The sequence below is a fragment of the Pseudomonas sp. BN411 genome, assembly GCF_029871235.1.
Taxonomy (GTDB): Bacteria; Pseudomonadota; Gammaproteobacteria; order Pseudomonadales; family Pseudomonadaceae; genus Metapseudomonas.
This window is the reverse complement of the sequence record NZ_SSOM01000065.1, coordinates 344,178-362,618: the sequence shown is the minus strand read 5'-3', so window position 1 is coordinate 362,618 and position 18,441 is coordinate 344,178. Positions and strand designations below refer to the sequence as shown.

The 18,441-nt window shown below is 65.5% G+C and carries 14 protein-coding genes; 8 read left to right on the top strand and 6 right to left on the bottom strand.

Annotated features, from left to right (window positions below):
* The first annotated feature begins 4 nt into the window (after positions 1–4).
* From E8F06_RS11885 to rlmF, 5 genes are all read left to right on the top strand, one after another.
* The gene (locus tag E8F06_RS11885; RefSeq protein ID WP_280367267.1) at positions 5–493 is read left to right on the top strand and encodes a DNA polymerase III subunit chi; all 489 of its coding nucleotides are present in this window, start codon (positions 5–7) and stop codon (positions 491–493) included.
* A gap of 120 nt (positions 494–613) precedes the next feature.
* On the top strand, positions 614–3,463 hold the full coding sequence (locus tag E8F06_RS11880) for a valine--tRNA ligase (RefSeq protein ID WP_280367265.1): 2,850 nt from the start codon (positions 614–616) through the stop codon (positions 3,461–3,463).
* A gap of 54 nt (positions 3,464–3,517) precedes the next feature.
* Positions 3,518–3,814, top strand: coding sequence for a winged helix-turn-helix domain-containing protein (locus tag E8F06_RS11875; protein ID WP_280367262.1), 297 nt, complete (start codon positions 3,518–3,520; stop codon positions 3,812–3,814).
* A gap of 41 nt (positions 3,815–3,855) precedes the next feature.
* Entirely contained in the window at positions 3,856–5,685 is a 1,830-nt protein-coding gene (locus tag E8F06_RS11870) for an SLC13 family permease (RefSeq protein WP_280367260.1), read from the top strand.
* 174 nt (positions 5,686–5,859) lie between these two features.
* The gene (rlmF, locus tag E8F06_RS11865) at positions 5,860–6,849 is read left to right on the top strand and encodes a 23S rRNA (adenine(1618)-N(6))-methyltransferase RlmF (RefSeq protein ID WP_280367258.1); all 990 of its coding nucleotides are present in this window, start codon (positions 5,860–5,862) and stop codon (positions 6,847–6,849) included.
* A 393-nt stretch (positions 6,850–7,242) separates the two neighbouring features.
* Here rlmF and E8F06_RS11860 read toward each other — a convergent pair whose 3' ends face one another.
* Together E8F06_RS11860 and sbcD are read right to left on the bottom strand one after the other, a co-directional pair.
* Positions 7,243–10,668: an AAA family ATPase gene (locus E8F06_RS11860; RefSeq protein WP_280367257.1), complete on the bottom strand. Its 3,426-nt coding sequence runs from the start codon at positions 10,666–10,668 to the stop codon at positions 7,243–7,245.
* Positions 10,665–11,885 (bottom strand): exonuclease subunit SbcD, encoded by a 1,221-nt coding sequence (gene sbcD, locus E8F06_RS11855; protein ID WP_280367254.1) that lies wholly within the window; start codon positions 11,883–11,885, stop codon positions 10,665–10,667. Before sbcD ends, E8F06_RS11860 begins: the two co-directional genes overlap by 4 nt.
* 111 nt (positions 11,886–11,996) lie before the next feature.
* Between sbcD and E8F06_RS11850 the strand changes: the two genes are divergently transcribed.
* Both E8F06_RS11850 and yejK read left to right on the top strand, forming a co-directional pair.
* Positions 11,997–13,331: a TAXI family TRAP transporter solute-binding subunit gene (locus tag E8F06_RS11850; RefSeq protein ID WP_280367252.1), complete on the top strand. Its 1,335-nt coding sequence runs from the start codon at positions 11,997–11,999 to the stop codon at positions 13,329–13,331.
* A gap of 63 nt (positions 13,332–13,394) precedes the next feature.
* Positions 13,395–14,402, top strand: a complete 1,008-nt coding sequence (gene yejK / locus E8F06_RS11845; RefSeq protein ID WP_190827244.1) for a nucleoid-associated protein YejK — start codon at positions 13,395–13,397, stop codon at positions 14,400–14,402.
* Positions 14,403–14,617: 215 nt separating this feature from the next.
* On the opposite strand, the gene E8F06_RS11840 is transcribed toward yejK, so the two are convergent.
* Genes E8F06_RS11840 through E8F06_RS11830 form a run of 3 tightly spaced genes read right to left on the bottom strand, consistent with a single transcriptional unit; the run spans position 14,618 to position 16,441 of the window.
* Positions 14,618–15,553: a glutathione S-transferase family protein gene (locus E8F06_RS11840; RefSeq protein WP_280367248.1), complete on the bottom strand. Its 936-nt coding sequence runs from the start codon at positions 15,551–15,553 to the stop codon at positions 14,618–14,620.
* A gap of 36 nt (positions 15,554–15,589) precedes the next feature.
* Complete coding sequence (locus tag E8F06_RS11835; protein ID WP_280367246.1) at positions 15,590–15,907, bottom strand: GIY-YIG nuclease family protein; 318 nt, start codon at positions 15,905–15,907, stop codon at positions 15,590–15,592.
* Positions 15,908–15,955: 48 nt separating this feature from the next.
* A complete protein-coding gene (locus tag E8F06_RS11830) occupies positions 15,956–16,441 on the bottom strand; it encodes a nuclear transport factor 2 family protein (RefSeq protein ID WP_280367244.1) in 486 nt (161 codons plus the stop codon).
* A 117-nt stretch (positions 16,442–16,558) separates the two neighbouring features.
* Here E8F06_RS11830 and E8F06_RS11825 point away from each other — a divergent pair, with 117 nt between their 5' ends.
* Complete coding sequence (locus E8F06_RS11825) at positions 16,559–17,512, top strand: helix-turn-helix domain-containing protein (protein ID WP_280367242.1); 954 nt, start codon at positions 16,559–16,561, stop codon at positions 17,510–17,512.
* A gap of 229 nt (positions 17,513–17,741) precedes the next feature.
* On the opposite strand, the gene E8F06_RS11820 is transcribed toward E8F06_RS11825, so the two are convergent.
* A complete protein-coding gene (locus E8F06_RS11820) occupies positions 17,742–18,371 on the bottom strand; it encodes a transcriptional regulator (protein ID WP_280367240.1) in 630 nt (209 codons plus the stop codon).
* Between the last annotated feature and the right edge of the window lie 70 nt (positions 18,372–18,441).

Sequence of the window (18,441 nt, the reverse complement as noted above, 5' to 3'; positions counted from 1 at the left end):
TACCATGGATACCCCCAAGCTCCCCCCCAAGCCGGCACACTTGCTGGACGACCTCGAATCCATTCGAGCCTTGCTCGGCGACGAGCCCAATGGCGCCGAGCCTCCCCTGCTCACCGAGACCCTGGATGCCGACGGCATTCCACTCCTGTCCGAGATAGTCGAGCCCGCGCCCGTGTCTCCGGCCGTCATGGTGCCGCCAGCCCAGCCGATGCCCCTGTTCCAGGCGGCCCCGGTTGCTCCGGCCCCCGCCCCGGCTCAGCCAGTCGAGGCGGCGCCGGTGCCCGCGCCCACCCGGCCCATTGCGGATGCCATCCGCCAGCGCATGACGCCGGCCGGCAACCCGGAACTGGCGCGCCTGGACGGCGAACTTCGCGCCGCCGCGCAGGTGATCCTGCAGGATGTGATCGACGATTTCGTGCCGCAGATCGAAGCCGAACTCAAACGCCGCCTCGAAGCCCGCCTGACCCGCCTGCTGCCGCCACGCCGGCAGTGATCCGGCGGGCCCGGTAACCACCGGGCGGCACCGGCAACGCGCGCCAATTCTTTCGAGGGGCCGTTGCCGTTATACTCTCCCGTTTTCCCGTTCAGACGCCTCTAGGGTCCCCGCCGAACCATGGACAAGACCTACCAGCCCCACGCCATCGAAACTTCCTGGTACCAGACCTGGGAGAAGAACAACTACTTCGCCCCGCAAGGTTCCGGCGAGCCCTACACCATCATGATCCCGCCGCCGAACGTGACCGGCAGCCTGCACATGGGTCATGGCTTCAACAACGCCATCATGGATGCCCTGATCCGCTTCCGCCGCATGCAGGGTCGCAACACCCTGTGGCAGCCGGGCACCGACCACGCCGGCATCGCCACCCAGATGGTGGTGGAGCGCCAGCTGTCCGCCCAGGGCGTCAGCCGCCATGACCTCGGCCGCGAAAAATTCCTCGAGAAAGTCTGGGAATGGAAGGAACAGTCCGGCGGCACCATCACCCGCCAGATTCGCCGCCTCGGTTCCTCCGTGGACTGGACGCGCGAACGCTTCACCATGGACGACGGCCTGTCCGACGCGGTGAAGGAAGCCTTCGTACGCCTGCATGAAGATGGCCTGATCTACCGCGGCAAGCGCCTGGTCAACTGGGACACCAAGTTCCACACCGCCATCTCCGACCTCGAAGTGGAAAACCACGACGAGAAAGGCAGCCTGTGGAACCTGCGCTACCCGCTGGCCGACGGCCACAAGACAGCCGACGGCAAGGATTACCTGATCGTCGCCACCACCCGTCCGGAAACCATGCTGGGCGACAGCGCCGTTGCCGTGCACCCGGAGGACGAGCGCTACAAGAACCTGATCGGCACCTTCGTCGAGTTGCCCCTGGTGGGCCGCCGCATCCCGATCATCGCGGACGAATACTGCGACCCCGAGTTCGGCACCGGCTGCGTGAAGATCACCCCGGCCCACGACTTCAACGACTATGAAGTCGGCAAACGCCACGACCTGCCGCTGATCAACATCTTCGACAAGAACGCCGCCGTGCTCGCCACCGCCCAGGTGTTCAACCTCGACGGCAGCGTCAACGACCAGCTCGACGGCAGCCTGCCCGCGCAATACGCCGGCCTGGACCGCTTCGAAGCGCGCAAACAGATCGTCGCCGCCTTCGAACAACTCGGCCTGCTCGAGAAGATCGAAGACCACGCGCTGAAAGTGCCCAAGGGCGACCGCTCCGGCACAGTCATCGAGCCGTGGCTGACCGATCAGTGGTACGTCTCCACCAAGCCGCTGGCCGAACCTGCCATCGCCGCCGTGGAAGACGGCCGCATCCAGTTCGTGCCCAAACAGTACGAGAACATGTACTTCTCCTGGATGCGTGACATCCAGGACTGGTGCATCAGCCGCCAGCTCTGGTGGGGCCATCGCATTCCGGCCTGGTACGACGAAGCCGGCAATGTCTACGTCGGCCGCGACGAAGCCGAAGTGCGCGCCAAGCACAACCTGGGCGACATCGCCCTGCGCCAGGACGAAGACGTGCTGGACACCTGGTTCAGCTCGGGCCTGTGGACCTTCTCCACCCTGGGCTGGCCGGAACAGACCGAGTTCCTCAAGACCTTCCACCCCACCGACGTGCTGGTCACCGGTTTCGACATCATCTTCTTCTGGGTCGCCCGCATGATCATGCTGACCATGCACCTGGTGAAGAACGAGGACGGCACCCCGCAGGTTCCTTTCAAGACCGTCTACGTCCACGGTCTGGTGCGCGATTCCCAGGGCCACAAGATGTCCAAGTCCAAGGGCAACGTCCTGGACCCGCTGGACATCGTCGACGGCATCGACCTGGACACCCTGCTGGAAAAACGCACCAGCGGCATGATGCAGCCCAAGCTCGCCGAGAAGATCGCCAAGCAGACCAAGGCCGAGTTCCCCGAAGGCATCAACAGCTACGGCACCGACGCCTTGCGCTTCACCTTCCTCTCGCTGGCTTCCACCGGCCGTGACGTGAAGTTCGACATGGGCCGCGTCGAGGGCTACCGCAACTTCTGCAACAAGCTGTGGAACGCCGCCAACTTCGTCATCGAGAACACCGATGGCCAGGACACCGGCGTCAACGACGAACCGGTCGAACTGTCCTCGGTCGACCGCTGGATCATCTCCGCGCTGCAGCGCACCGAAGCCGAAGTCACCCGCCATCTGGACGGCTTCCGCTTCGACCTGGCCGCCCAGACCCTCTACGAGTTCGTCTGGGACCAGTACTGCGCCTGGTACCTGGAACTGGTCAAGCCGGTGCTGTGGGACGAGAACGCCCCCATCGAGCGTCAGCGCGGCACTCGCCGTACCCTGATCCGCGTACTGGAAGTGGCCCTGCGCCTGGCGCACCCGTTCATGCCCTTCATCACCGAAGAGATCTGGCAGCGCATCAAGGGCCAGGCCGGCAAGAGCGGCGACACCCTGATGCTGCAGCCGTGGCCGGTTGCCGTGGAAGAGCGCATCGACGCTGCCGCCGAAGGCGACATCGAGTGGGTCAAGGCACTGATGCTCGGCGTGCGGCAGATCCGTGGCGAGATGAACATCTCCATGGCCAAGCGCATCGACATCATCCTCGCCAACGCCAACGACGAAGACCGTCGCCGGCTGGCCGACAACGAGCCGCTGTTGAAGAAACTGGCCAAGCTGGAGACCATTCGCGTCCTGGCTGCTGGCGAAGAAGCGCCGATGTCCGCCACCGCCCTGATGGGTGACATGCAGGTGCTGGTGCCCATGGCCGGCCTGATCGACAAGGACGCGGAACTGGCCCGCCTGGACAAGGAAATCCAACGTCTGGACGGCGAAGTGAAACGTGTTGGCGGCAAGCTGGGCAACGAAGGTTTCGTTGCCAAGGCGCCGGCCGAGGTGATCGACAAGGAGCGCGCCAAGCTGGCCGAAGCCGAACAGGCACTGGCCAACCTGACCGAACAGCGCTCGCGAATCGCCAGCCTGTAACACACGACAAGGCCCGCAATTGCGGGCCTCGTTCTATCCGCTGAAGGACAGTCCATGGAAACCAGCAAGACCAAGACCAGCTTCTACCGACGCCTCTACGTCGCCTGGCTGATCGACAGCGGTACCGCTGTCAGCGTGCCGGCCATCATGGATGCCACCGGAATGCCCCGGCGCACCGCACAGGACACCCTGCTGGCCCTGGGCGAGCTGGATATCGACTGCCATTTCGAGCAGCAGTCCGGCGAGCGCAATAACGCCGGGCACTACGTGATCCGTGACTGGGGTGCCATCGACAAGCACTGGATCGCCGCTAACCTGCAACAGATCAAGGCCGTTCTGAACTACCCCTGACAGACTGCCGCTCCCCGCCAAGGAACCTCCGGGAGTACTGCTTGAACCACGAATTGCTCTTGGTGCTGGCCCTGCTGTTCGCCGCCATCACCCTGTTCGTAATCAACAAGCCACGCATGGACGTGGTCGCCCTGCTGGTCATCGTCGCCCTGCCGCTGACCGGCATTCTCGATATCAGTCATACCCTGGCCGGCTTCAGTGACCCCAGCGTGGTACTGATCGCCGCCCTCTTCGTCATCGGTGACGGCCTCGTCCGCACCGGCATCGCCTATCGCCTCGGCGACTGGCTGGTGGCACGCGCCGGCAGCAGTGAAACACGCCTGCTGGTGCTGTTGATGCTGGCAGCCGCCGGCCTCGGCTCGGTGATGAGTTCCACCGGCGTGGTCGCCATCTTCATTCCCGTCGCCCTCGGCGTCGCCGCACGGCTGAAGATCGCCCCTGCGCGGCTGATGATGCCGCTCGCCTTTGCCGGCCTGATCAGCGGCATGCTCACCCTGGTCGCCACCGCGCCCAACCTTGTGGTGCACAGCGAACTGCGCCGCGCCGGCCTCGACGGCTTCGGCTTCTTCAGCCTGACGCCGGTGGGGCTTGCGGTATTGGCGCTGGGCGTCGTCTACATGCTGCTGACCCGGCACTGGCTCACGCCCCGGGGCAGTGACGAAGCCGCCTCCGTGCCGCGCCTGACCCTGTCCGACCTGGCCACGGCCTACTCGCTCAACGAACGGGAACGGCGCCTCAAGGTGCGTGCCGACTCGCCTCTGGCGCGCCAGGCCCTCAACGAACTGGAACTGCGCAAGCAGTACGGCATCAACGTGATTGCCGTCGAGCGCCAGCGCCGTTTTCGCACCCTCCTGCTGATGGCTACCGGCGATACCCTGCTGGAACCCGGCGACGTACTCCTGGTAGACCTCGCCAGCCCCACCATCGGTCTGCTCGGCGCCTACCAGGAACTGGGCCTGGAACCACTGCCGCTGCCCTCCTCCTACTACAGCCTGCATGCCCACTCGCTGGGGTTGGCCGAAGTGGCGCTGCCGCCGGAGTCGAAGCTGCCGGGCAAGACCATCCAGGAGCTGGGTTTCCGCTCCCGCCACAAACTCAATGTGGTCGGCCTGCGCCGCCATGGAGAGGCGCTGGACGGCGTGCTGGTGGACGAAAAACTGAAAGCCTCCGACATGCTGCTGGTGGCCGGCGAATGGAAGGCCATCCACCAGTTGCAGGGCCAGAGCCGCGACTTCCTCGTGCTGAGCCTGCCCGCCGAAGTGGACGAGGTGGCCCCCACCGCACGCAAGGCGCCCTACGCGCTGCTCAGTCTGGCAGTGATGATCTTCCTGATGGTCAGCGGCCTGGTGCCCAACGTGATGGCCGCCCTGATCGGTTGCCTGCTCATGGGGGCGTTCCGCTGCATCGATCTGGACAGCGCCTACCGCGCCATTCACTGGCCGACCCTGATCCTGATCGTCGGCATGCTGCCCTTCGCCCAGGCCCTGCATCAGACCGGCGGCATCGACCTGGCGGTGAAGGGTCTGGTGGCGTTGCTGGGCAATGCCGGTCCCTACGCCATGCTCGCCTGCCTGTTCATCGTCACCGCGTTGATCGGCCTGTTCATCTCCAATACGGCCACCGCCGTGCTCATGGCCCCGGTGGCCATCGCGACCGCCCAGCAGCTGGGGATGTCGCCCTACCCCTTCGCGATGATCGTCGCCCTGGCAGCCTCGGCGGCTTTCATGACGCCCATCTCATCCCCCGTGAACACGCTGGTGCTGGGTCCTGGGCAATATCGCTTCGGGGACTTCGTGAAGGTGGGTGTGCCCTTCACCATCCTGGTGATGATCGTCAGCGTGTTCCTGGTGCCACTGGTGTTCCCGCTCTGACCCAAGACGCAAGGCAAACGTAGGTTGGGCTGAGGCACGAAGCCCAACACTGCGGAGCTGAGCCTTGATTGTTGGGCCTCGCGGAGCTCGGACCAACCTACAGGCACACCGCAGTGCCCACTGGACGCGTCGGCTGTGGGAAAATGCCGCGTTTCCCCTGCCGACACCGCCAACATGCCGCAACCGCCCAAGCGCCCACGCCCCGCCACCGCCAAGCCGCCCGCCGCCAAAGGCCAGTTGCACCCGCGCAACCGCCACCAGGGCCGCTATGACTTCCCCAAGCTGATCCAGGGCAGTCCGGAACTGGCGCGCTTCGTCATCACCAACCCCTACGGCAAGGAAAGCATCGACTTCGCCGACCCGGAGGCGGTCAAGGTATTCAACAGGGCCCTGCTGCGGCAGTTCTACGGCATTCGCCACTGGGACATCCCCGCCGGCTACCTCTGCCCGCCCATTCCCGGCCGCGCCGACTACCTTCACGGCCTGGCCGACCTGCTGGCCGAAGGCAACGACGGGCAGATTCCCCGTGGCAAGGGCATCCAGGCGCTGGATATCGGTGTCGGCGCCAACTGCATTTACCCGCTGATTGGCCACAGTGAATACGGCTGGCACTTCACCGGCACCGATATCGACGGCACGGCCCTGGGTTCGGCCCGCGCCATCGTCCAGTCCAACCAACTGGAAAGCGCCATCGACCTGCGCCAGCAGGCCCAGCCGAAGAACATCTTCAAGGGCCTGATCGCACCGGGCGAGCGCTTCGATCTGACCCTGTGCAACCCGCCCTTCCACAGCTCGCTGGACGAAGCCACCCGTGGCAGCCAGCGCAAGTGGAAGAACCTCGGCAAGCTCGACCCCAAGCGCAAGCTGCCGGTGCTGAACTTCGGCGGCCAGGGCGCTGAACTCTGGTGCGAGGGCGGCGAAGCCGGCTTCCTGCAACGGATGGTCGATGAGAGCGTGCAGTTCAAGGAACAGGTGCTGTGGTTCAGCAGCCTGGTGTCCAAAGGCGGCAACCTGCCCGGCATGGAAGCCCGCCTGCGGCGTAGCGACGCCGTGGAAATCCGCGTACTGGAAATGGCCCAGGGCCAGAAGCAAAGCCGCTTCGTCGCCTGGACCTTCCTCGATGCTGCACAGCGCGAGGCATGGCGCAAGGAACGCTGGGCCTGATCGCCCTCACCCCAACCCTCTCCCGCAAGCGGGAGGGGGGGCTGTCCGTGCCAGCTGAACCGTCTTGCCCATCCTATGGGGGCGATTTCAATCGCCAAGCAGACCGCAGGTCTGCCCTGGGTAGATCGAGCCGCTTCCAGTTGCCCTCTCCCGCAAGCGGGAGAGGGGGCTGTCCGTGTCAGCTGAACCGTCTTGTCCATCCTATGAGGGCGATTTCAATCGCCAAGCAGACCGCAGGTCTGCCCTGGGTAGATCGAGCCGCTTCCAGATGCCCTCACCCCAACCCTCTCCCGCAAGCGGGAGAGGGGGCTATCCGTGCCAGCTGAACCGTCTTGCCCATCCTGTGGGGGCGATTTCAATCGCTAAGCAGACCGTAGGTCTGCCCTGCCTCAATTACCCGACCGCGAAGCAGGCATCCAGCCGGCTGTAGCCCATGCCCACTCCCTTGTGCACTTTGAGCTGCACCGGGATGCGCTCTTTCAGGGCTTCCACGTGGCTGATCACGCCGATCATCTTGCCGCTGGCGTTCAGTGCATCCAGGGCATCGAGTGCGACTTCCAGGGTTTCACCGTCGAGGGTGCCGAAGCCTTCATCGAGGAACAGCGAGTCGATGCTGGTCTTGTGACTGACCAGGTCGGACAGCGCCAGTGCCAGCGCCAGGCTGACCAGGAAGCTCTCGCCACCGGACAGGGTCTTGCAGTCGCGGACGACGTCGGCCTGCCAGGTGTCCATTACTTCCAGTTCCAGCTCGCCGCTCTGGCGCCGCGCCAGTTGGTAGCGGCCGTGGAGACGTTGCAATTGCAGGTTGGCGAGGTGCACCAGGTGATCCAGGGTCAGGCCCTGGGCGAACTTGCGGTACTTGGCGCCGTCGGCCGAGCCGACCAGGCCATTGAAGCGTTGCCAGAGGTCGTACTCGGTTTCCTGCCGGGCGATCTCGGCGAACAGTGCCTGCTGGCTCTGCCGGCGCTGCTCGTCGCCGGAAAGCTGGGCACGGATTTCTCCCTGGCGCTGGCTCAACCCACGCATCCGTTCGGTCAGAGACTGCCATTCCGCCTCCAGCCGTTCGCGGTCCAGCTCGCTCTGGGGCGTTGCCTGCAGGCGCTCTACCAGGGCCTGGGCATCGGCCAGCAAGGCGTTGGCATCCCCCAGTTCTCGGTTCAGACGCTGATGCAACGCCAGCAGGGCGTCGCGCTCGGTATCGTCCAGCAATGCGGCCAGGAAGGCCGCCTCGTCGGCAAAGGGGCTGGATGCCAGGCCCTGGCGCCAGGCATCCAGTTGCAGGTGCAACTGATGCCGGGCTTCCTGGACCCGCTGGTCCTGGCTGCGCTCGGTGCCCTTGAGTTGGTTGAGCCGCTGTTGCGCCGCCTCCAGTTCGGTTTCCACAGCGGCAAGCGCCGCTTGGGGATCGTTCACCGGCGCCAGGGGCGCCTGCCCGGTGTGACCGGACGCCTGCCAGCGCCCCTGCCACAGGCGGGCCTGTTCGCGAGCTGTCTCCAGTGCGTGCTGCTGGTCACGCAGCTGGCCGTCCAGTTGCTGGCTGGCCGCCTGGTCCTGTTGCCATTGCAGCCATTCAGCCTCGCGCTCGGCCAGCCAGGCATCCCCTGACTCCGGCAGGCTGTAGCCCAGGGGCGCGAGACCAGCGGTCAACTGATCGCGAGCCTCGCGCTGCTGGGCGTCCAGCTGTTCCAGACGCTGGAGGGTGGCCTGCTCCTGCTGACGCAGGCCCTGTTGATCCTTTTCCAGCAACGCAAGCTGGCTGGTGCAGTCATGCAGTGCCTTGTCGCGCTGCAGGCGCAGATCACGCGCCGACGTCAGGTCGGACTTGAGCGCGTCCAGTTGAGACAGGCGGTCCTGCAGCGCCTGCAGCCGCTCGGCGTGGCCCAGTAGCTCGGCCTGCAAGGCGGCCAGATCGGGTAATTGCAGCTCCAGCGCCTGGCACAGCTCGCGCCAACGCTCCACGAACTCGCGCTGTTCCGCCTCGCCGCCTTGCAGCGTCTCGTTGAGCTGCGCGACCTGTGCGTCCAGCGTGGCCAGGCGGCTGCTCAGGGTTTCGCCCTGCTGGCGAACCTCGTCCTGGGCGGCCTTGCGGTCCTGCAGGCCCTGCTGGGTGGCCGACAGGTTGAGCGCCTGGTATTCGGCGATGGCCGGGTGTTCGTGGGAGCCGCACAGCGGACAGGCTTCGCCGGGCTGCAGGGCCGCGCGATAGGCCTCCAGCTGCTGGATGCGCTGTTCCTGTTCGAGGAGTTTTTCCTTGTCGGCGATCTGCTGCTTGAGCTCGGCGAAGCGACGCCGCAAGCCTTCGCGCTGTTCGCTCAAGGCCTTCTGCTCATCCTGCAGGGGCAGCAACTGCTCGTGGGCCCGCGACTGCCGCTCGGCCAATTGCCGGCGCTGCTGGGAGAGCTGCTCCAGGCGCTCAAGCTGACGGCCACGCTCAAGCAATTGCTGCCACTGGCTGCGCAGGGCGGCATCGTCCTGCCCGCCCACCAGGGCATCGAGTCGGCCCTGTGCTTCAGCCTCCGCCTGCTGGGCCTGTCCTTGTTCGGTCCGGGCGCTTTCCAAAGTGGTACGGGCCAGATCGAGGCGAGCCGACAGTTCACTGGCCTGGCGCGTCAGTCCGACCTGGACACCACGCTGTTCGGCCAGCTCAGCCTCGCGTCGGGCCAAGGCGCCGAATTCGGCCTTCCAGGCCCCCAGGTGCTCGCCCAGCCGTGCCCGCTGGGGTAGTTCGGCCAGACGCTTCTCCAGGGCTTCTCGCTCGACCTGGAGGCTTCCAAGGGCATTTTGCCGGGCCTGCACCCACTGACCGCCCAGCTGCGCACCCTGCCAGAGCTGGTCGAGGATGCGCTCGGCCAGGCCCTGCAGGTCGTGGCGGGTGACCCGCAGCTCGCTTTCATCCTGGTTCAACTGCTGCTGGGCCCGCTGCCAGTCGCGGTGCAGCGGCAACAGCTTGGTGGCCGGCTCGCTGGCGGCGAGACGCGTCAACTGAGGCTGCGCCTGTTCCAGCGCGGCGCGGGCAACGACGCCCTGCTGCTCGGCGGTCTGCTGGCGGGCCAGCGCCTTGTCCAGCTCGTCGCGCCACTGGCGCTGGCGCTGCAGGTCAGCCTGGCGAACCTGCAACTGCTGCTCTTCGCCCGCGAGGGTTTCGGACTCCTGCTGCAGAGCCGCACGAGCCTCTTCGTTGAGCAGTTCAACGCCTTCGGCACGGGCGCGCAGTTGATCCAGCCCGGCCTTCACTTCACGGGTCCGCTCGAACACGCGCTGGGAAATGCGCCCGTAGATTTCGGTGCCGGTCAGCTCTTCGAGCAATTCCGCGCGCTGATTGGCGCTGGCTTCGAGGAAGGCGGCAAAACCGCCCTGGGCCAGCAACATCGATTTGGTGAAGCGCTCGAAATCAAGACCGGTCAGGCTTTCAGTCAGCTTGAGCTTGTCGTTGATCTTGTCGGTGAGGATTTCCCCATCCTGCACCCGCGCCAGCTCCACCCTGGGCGGCTGCAGGCCGCCATCGGCCTTGTCGCGGGCGCGGCGCTGGCTCCAGAAGGCGCGATAGCCCACACCCTTAACTTCGAACTCCACCTCGGCCAGACAGTCGGCGGTGTGACGGGTCATCAGCTCGTTGATGCTGGCCGAGACAGTGCCCATGCGCGGTGTGCGGTGGTAAAGCGCCAGGCAGATGGCATCCAGCAGGGTGGTCTTGCCGGCGCCGGTGGGGCCGGTGATGGCAAACAGACCGTTGCCGGCAAAGGGCTCGCCGGTGAAATCGATTTTCCATTCACCCTTCAGCGAATTGAGGTTCTTCAGGCGCAGGCTGAGGATTTTCATGCCTGTTCCTCCCGCAGCCCGGCCAGCACTTCACGGTGCAGCCCCAGCAGGTTGCCGCGCAGGGCGTCGTCCAGCTCCTCGCTCTCCAGGCGCTTGTCGAAGACCTCCTCCGGGTTCAGTTCATCGAGGGTCTCCCGTCCCTCGCGCACCAGGCCCGGCTGGGCATTGCCGCGCTCGCGGCGGATGCGCAGCACTTCCACCGGCAGGCCTTCGCAAAGGGACGCCAGGCGCGCCTGCAAGTCGCTGAGGTAATCGTCGGCACTGACCATCACTTCCAGCCACACCGGGTGCTCCGGCGTCCCCTCGCGGGCCACCTCGGCCAGTTGCGCGGGCAGGTCCGCCAGGGCGCCGCGCAGGGAGTGCAGGGCCTGGAAACGCGGCACCGGCAGCGCTTCCACCTTGTGCAGGCCGATGCTGTCCAGTTCCACCAGCAACACTTCCTTCTGCTGCCGCGCTTCGTCGAACGACAGCGGAATGGGCGAGCCGCTGTAGCGGATGTGTTCCAGGCCACCAACCTTCTGCGGCCTGTGGATATGTCCGAGGGCGATGTAGTCCGCCGCCGGGAACGCACTGGTGGGGAATGCCTCCAGCGCACCGACGTAAATCTCCCGCACCGACTCGCTGGCGCTGGCGCCCACGGTGGTCAGATGGCCGGTGGCGACGATGGGCAGGCCTCCGCCCAGCTCGACGCGACGCTGCTCGGCCAGGGCGAAGAGCTGCTGGTAGTGATCCTGGATGGCCTGCTGCAGGGACAGCTGCTTGTCCGCTGCACTCTGCCCGGCCTGGCTTTGCAGCACGTCGCGCGGGCGGATGAAGGGAATGGCGCAGAGGATCGCACCCGGCACACCGGAACGGCGTTTCAGCACCAGCACCTGTTCGTCGAGCTCGGTGCCCACTGCCGGCACCACGCGGGTATCCAGTTGCGCCAGCAGGGTACGGCTTTCGTCGAGCATGGCCACCGAGTCATGGTTGCCGCCGAGCACCACCAGGCTGGCGCCGGCATCGCGCAGTTCGACGATGAACTGGTTGTACTGCTCGCGGGCGTAGCTGGGCGGCGCGCCGGTATCGAAGATGTCTCCGGCGATCAGCACCGCGTCCACCTGGCGCTCGCGCACCTGTTCGATCAGCCAGCGGCAGAAGGCCTGGTGCTCGGCCTGGCGGGTCTTGCCCATGAAGTGCTGGCCCAGGTGCCAGTCGGAGGTGTGGAGGATGCGCATCGTGGATCACTGTGGCGGAACGGAAATGCCGGCAACCCTGTCATTTCCTTGGCAGCCTGGCAACCGCCGAGCCGCTATCCTTCCCAGCATTCGCTGCAGACAAGGACCGACATGCAACGCATCTTCCGTGACCTCAAGATCATGATCCTGGCCAACCTCTGGTTGATCCCGGTGATGGCGGCGCTGGTGGGCGCCCTCTTCTACTTCGTCGCCCCGCCGCCGCCCATGCACGTGCGGCTGGCCACCGGCGGTCCGTCGGGCGGTTACAACGCCTTTGGCGAGAAGCTCAAGGAAGAGCTGGCCAAGCAAGGGTTCGAGCTGGAACTGGTGCGCAGCAGCGGCTCGCTGGACAACCTGGCCAAGCTACAGAGCGGCGAGGTGGAGATGGCCCTGGTGCAGAGCGGCCAGGAACTCACCCTCAGCACGAAGGAGCGCGAACAGCTGCACGGCCTCGGCGTGATGTACCAGGAGCCGCTTTGGCTGTTCAAACGCAAGGAGCTGGAAATCGACAGCATGGCCGACCTGCTGCAACTGCGTGTTGCCATCGGCGCCGCGAACAGCGGCACCCGTTCGGTCAGCGACGCGGTCCTCGCCGCCAACCAGATCAGTCCTGAGCGCTACCCGCAGCAGTGGCAGACCATCAGCGGCAGCCCGGCGGCCAACGCCCTGCTGACTGGCGAACTGGACGCCGGCTTCTTCCTCGGCCCGGCGGAAAGCACCGTAGTGCAGCGCCTGGCGGCCAGCCCCGAGTTGGACCTGGTAAGCCTGCGCCGCAGCGCTGCCTACCGTGCGCGCCTGCCCTACCTGACCAAGCTGGAGGTGGGCGAAGGTGTGCTGAACCTTGCCAGCAACAGTCCCTCGCGAGACATGCGCACCCTGGCGCCGGTGGCCACCCTGGTGGTGAACGACGAATTCCATCCTTCGCTTACCCCGCTGATCCTCGAAGCGGCGCGCGAGGTGATGAAGAACGGCACCCTGCTCGATCCACCTGGCGCTTACCCCAGCCCCAAACCGCAGACGCTCTCCAGCCTGAGCGAAGCCAATTACTACTACGACAAGGGCCTACCGATCCTGCAGCGCTACCTGCCCTTCCGCATCGCCTCCCTGGCCGACCGCTACATCATCCTGCTGATCCCGCTGATCGTGATCATGATCCCCCTGTCCAAGGCCATCGGCCCCATCTACCGCTGGCGCATCCGCGCGCGCATCTACCGCTGGTACAAGTACCTGCGCGAGATCGACCGCAAGCTGGACGCCAGCACGCCGCCGGAACAGCTCGCCGCCCAGATCGACGAACTGGAGACACTGGAGCGACGCCTGGCCAAGGTGGAAGTGCCGCTGTCCTACTCCAACGAGTTGTACGACCTGCATGTGCACCTGCGCTATGTGATCGAACGGCTGCAAGCGGTGCAGAGACGGCAGGCAGCGGAAGAACAGGTCGGGTAAACTGGCGAACTTTTTCCACCCGGCGTGTCCTCGCGCCGGATGTGCCCCTGAGAGCGAAGATCCATGCCCATCCGCCACTGCATCGTTCACTTCATCGACAAGAAGCCCGACGGCAGCGCCGCCGTGCTGCATGCCCGGGACAGCGCATTGGCCGAGTCCCAGGCCATGGAAAACCTCCTGGCCGACCTCAATGAGAGCTACAACGCCAAGCAGGGCAAGGCCTGGGGATTCTTCCACGATGAGTCCGGCGCCTACCCCTTCAGCGGCTGGCTGAAGGAATACCAGGACGGCGCCCGCGACTTCACCGCCTTCAGCCGCCAAGCCGTGGAGCACCTGCAGAAGCTGATGGAGGAATCCAACCTCTCCACCGGCGGCCACGTGCTCTTCGCCCACTACCAGCAAGGCATGACCGACTACCTGGCCATCGCCCTGCTCCACCACAGCGAAGGCGTGGCGGTGACCGACTCCCTGGAAGTGACGCCGGCCAAGCACCTGGACCTGGGCCAGCTGCACCTGGCGGCCCGCATCAACATGTCCGAGTGGCAGAACAACCAGCAGTCGAAGCAGTACATCTCGTTCATCAAGGGCAAGAACGGCAAAAAGGTCTCGGACTACTTCCGCGACTTCATCGGCTGCCAGGAAGGCGTCGACCCGCCGAGCGAGACCCGCACGCTGCTCAAGGCCTTCAGCGACTTCGTGGAAAGCGAGGACCTGGCCGAGGAGCAGGCCCGCGAAAAGACCAAGACCCTGGTGGACTACGCCACCACCCAGGCCAAGATGGGCGAGCCGATCACCCTCGACGAGCTGTCCGGCCTGATCGACGAAGACCGCCCGCGCGCCTTCTACGAGCACATCCGCAACAAGGACTACGGCCTGTCCCCGGAGATTCCGCCGGACAAGCGCACCCTCAGCCAGTTCCAGCGCTTCACCGGCCGCGCCGAAGGCCTGTCGATCAGCTTCGAAGCGCACCTGCTGGGCTCGAAGATCGAATACGACGAGGGCCGCGACATGCTGATCATTCGTCAGCTGCCGACCCAGCTGAAGGATCAGTTGAAGCGGCGCAAAGACTGATAACGACGAAGCCCGGCACATGCCGGGCTTCGTTTTTGGGTGCTCACAAACCGGGACTACGTCATCCGTAGGGTGGGCTTCAGCCCACCTGGGTGAAAGCCCTGTAGGGGCGAATTCATTCGCCAAGGGTTGCGAAGCGACCCCCTGGTCGCTCGGAGGGCAGACCTGCGGTCTGCATGGCGAATGAATTCGCCCCTACAGAAAATCGCCCCAGTTCAACGGGCCTCTATGCGGAACCCCAACCTTGGGAAGTGCACATGCACCAGGCCTGCGCGTTCATCCTCGCGGCGCAGGATGATTTCCTCGCGGCCGGCGAACAGCAGCTCACCCTCCACCGGATCAACCCCATAGTCGGTGGCTGCCACCAGCACGTTCTGGCCGCGGGTGAAGCCATTGGGGTCGACGAAATCTTCGGCGGGCAATGCAGCCGGAGTGGCGCTGCGGGCGATTTCAATCGCTTCTGCGGCAGACAACGGACTGCATGCGCCCTCGCCGAACCCCAGCACGCGGCCGTACCAGGCCGCCACCTCCGGATAGTCGTCCACCAGCGGCGCGGTAACCGGCGTGGCTTTGAGGAACCACAGGCAGTGGGCCAGGGAGAAATCGGCCACCGAAGGTTCACCAAAGAGGAAGTCGCCTTCGCTGCGCTCCAGTTGTTGCTGCAGTCGCCCCATCAGTACCGGCCAATTGCTGCGAGCCTGCTCCGCCGGCAGGCGAGCAGTGCTGCCGCCGGAGAACAGTCTGGCGCGGTCAGCGAGGAAAGCCTGCTGCACCGCTGGCGGCAGTTGGCCTATGCGCACGGCCATGGATTCGGGCTGGAACACCAGGGTCACGGAATGCTGGAAGATCACCGAGTCCACCCACAGGGCGAAGCTGGCGACATTGAACTCCTGGCCCTCCGGGAACAGCGCGGGGCCGGCTTTTTCCTGCTCCAGTCGACGGGCGATCAGTGCGGTGTCGCAGTAGATGTCGGCGCCCACCTGCAGCACCGGGGTCTTGCGATAGCCGCCGGTCAGCGCCATCAGATCGGGCTTGGGCATGATCCGTGGGATCTCCACCGAGCGCCACGACAGCTGCTTGTAACCGAGCATCAGCCGCGCCTTCTTGGCGAAGGGCGAGGGCTCGTAGTGATGCAGGATGAGTTCGGACATGGCAGGGCTCCGCTGCGATTGTGATAAGGCCGGAGCTTATCCGGCCACTTCTTCGAGGCCTATCCTTTCCGTGCGCGTCCAGCCCTCTATCAGCGACTCTTTGACCGCCTTCTTCATGCGCTTGATGGCGATCTCGCGGCGCAAGGCCTCACTCTTGTCGGCACAGGCTTCGACGAACACCAGGGCGCTAGCCGGGCTGGAATGGAAGAATCGCGCGCCCTTGCCGCTCTGGTGCTGGGCAAAACGCCGCTGCGGGTCGTCGCTGATGCCGCAGTAGAGGGCACCGTTCTCGGCACGCACCAGGTACACGTACCAGGGCTTGGCGGCAGGGGCGGATTCGGTTTGCTCGGGCATTGCGGGGTCCTGATTGAAGGCCGCCGCATTAGGCATTGCCTCACCTCGTCAAGACAAGTCCTTCAACGCCCCGGCACGGTACGCCGCCAGGCCGCGCGCGGCCTGCTTGCGAATGGCGTTCTGCACGGCCGGCAACCAACCCAGCAGCAGGCCCTTGGCACCCAGGGCCTGGCGAGCCCAGCGCCAGAGGTCGAAGCTGTCGTGGTGCTCGATGATCTGACCGTCGGAGAAGAGGAAGCGCGCCTGGATACGGTTCTCCACCATGCGCCCGGTCTGGCTGAACAGGTAGGTGGCGACCCAGTTGGCGCGGCCGCTGAGGTCGTCGGCTTCGACGCTATCGAAGGTCAGGCTGAACTGCTGGGCGCGGCTGGCGAGCATGCGCCACATGTCGGCGGCTTCCTGGCCGTTGAGATCGGAGAACACCGGGTCGCTGAAGTGCACGTCCGCGCTGTAGCAAGCGGCCATGGTTTCGGCGTCGAGGCGCTGGAAAGCCTGATAGAAGCGGGTGATGAGCTCAGCGTTGGGGTGAGCCATGGGCAACTCCGGCAAGGACTGTATGGCTAGCAGTATTGACCCGAATGGTTCAGGTGGCGATTGGCGACATCGCCAACTTTGTGTCAATAATCGCCAATCCGGTTGCCGAGTCCGCACATGATCCGCATCGCCCTTTTCGTCTGCCCACAGACTGTCTGCTCCAGCCTGGCCACGGCCGACGATGCATTCCGCCTGGCCAACCAACTGGCTGGCGAGCCACTGTTCCAGGTCCAGCGCTTCAGTTGCGACGGTCGGCCTGTGGATATCGGCATGGCCGAGGTGCGTGTGGATGGCGACCTGGCACTGGCGGAGGCTGCCGACCTTGTCGTGCTGACCGCTACCGGCCCAGCAGTGGACAAGACCCTGGCCGCCAATCAGTCGCTACTGCCCTGGCTCGCCGCACGACCGGATTCGCAGCAACTCGCCAGCCTGTGCAGCAGCGCTTTCCTGCTGGCCGCCTCCGGCCGGCTCGATGGTCGCCGCGCCACTACCCACTGGGCGCTGGCGCCGGCCTTTCGCAAACGTTATCCACAGGTGTGGCTGGAGCCGGACGCCCTGCTGACCGAAGACGGCAACCTCTTCTGTTCGGGCGGCGCCCAGGCGGGACTGGATCTGTGCCTGTACCTGATCGGCTGGCACGGCGGCGACTGGCTCGCCCAACGGGTGGCCGGCGCCATGGTGTTCGAGATGCAGCGCGGGCGCCAATCGCGCTTCGCCCCCTTGCTGCCCAGTACTGGCAGCGATGATCCACAGATCGGTCCCTTGCTGGTCTGGCTGCAACGCAACCTGGCCGAGCCACTGGATCTGGAAGCCCTGGCGGCCCAGGCGCACTGTTCGAGCCGAACCCTGTTGCGACGCTTCAAGGTGGCGACCGGCCTGACCCCGAACGCCTACCTGCAACGCCTGCGCATCAGCGCCGCGCAAACCGCCCTGCGCAATCCGGCACGCTCTCTGGAACAGGTGGCGGCCCAGGTGGGCTATGCCGACCGGGCGACCTTCGCCAAATTGTTCAAGCAGCTGTGCGGGGAGACGCCGGGGGCGTTCAGGCGCAGGCTGCGCGGGGGTTGCTGAAGAATTTCCCGTAGGAGCGAGCTCTGCTCGCGAAGGGGGTTCGCAATCGCGAGCAGAGCTCGCGCCTACAAGGTCGGCGTCTGAGCGTCAGACCGACTCCACCTTCAGATTCGTAGGGTGGGCCGGGCGGCGTTCCGCTTCAGCCCACCAGCACGGCTCGGCTGGCGGACCTGCGGCCCGCTTGGCGAATGAATTCGCCCCCACAGGGAAATGTCGAGCCAGGATTGCCCTAGACCGACTCTTCCTTCAGCTCTTTGAGGTGCTTGTAGACCGTGGCGCGGCCCATGTTGAGGACGTTGGCGACGTAGTTGGCCGCGCTCTTGCCCTTGAAGGCGCCTTCGGCGTGCAGCGCCAGGACCAGTTCGCGCTTGTGCTCGCGGGTCAGCAGGTTGAGGCCGAGCTGGCGCTGGCGCAGCCAGTTGTGCAGGAAGGTGTTGATGCGCTCCTGCCAGTCGTCGCGGAACAGGGCATCGGGCTGGGGAATGAGCTTGCTGGAGGAAAGGAACAGGTCGAGGGCTGCCTTGGCCGCCTCGAACATGGAGATGTTCAGGTTGATGCAGAGCACGGCAACGGGCGCGCCATGGGCGTCGCGCAGCACGGTGCTCACGGAGCGGATCTTCTGGCCGTCCCAGTTGAGCTTCTCGTAGGGGCCGATGTTCCGCTCGCCGTCTTCGCCGAGCATGTCTTCCAGGGCGGCATCGTCGCCGACGCAGCGCTTGGAGATGTTGTTGGCGATGTAATCGATCTTCTGCGTGCGCAGGTCGTGCAGCACCACCTCGGCATGCGGGAAGAACAGCGTGGCGATGGCGTCGGCGACGGCCCGGTAGTTGTCCAGGGCGAGGTCTTGGCGGGGGATCATGGAGCGGCTCCTGGAGCGGGAAGATCGGCGCCGGGCGCGGGGCCCGGCGCAGCGAGTGTGGCGTAAAGCG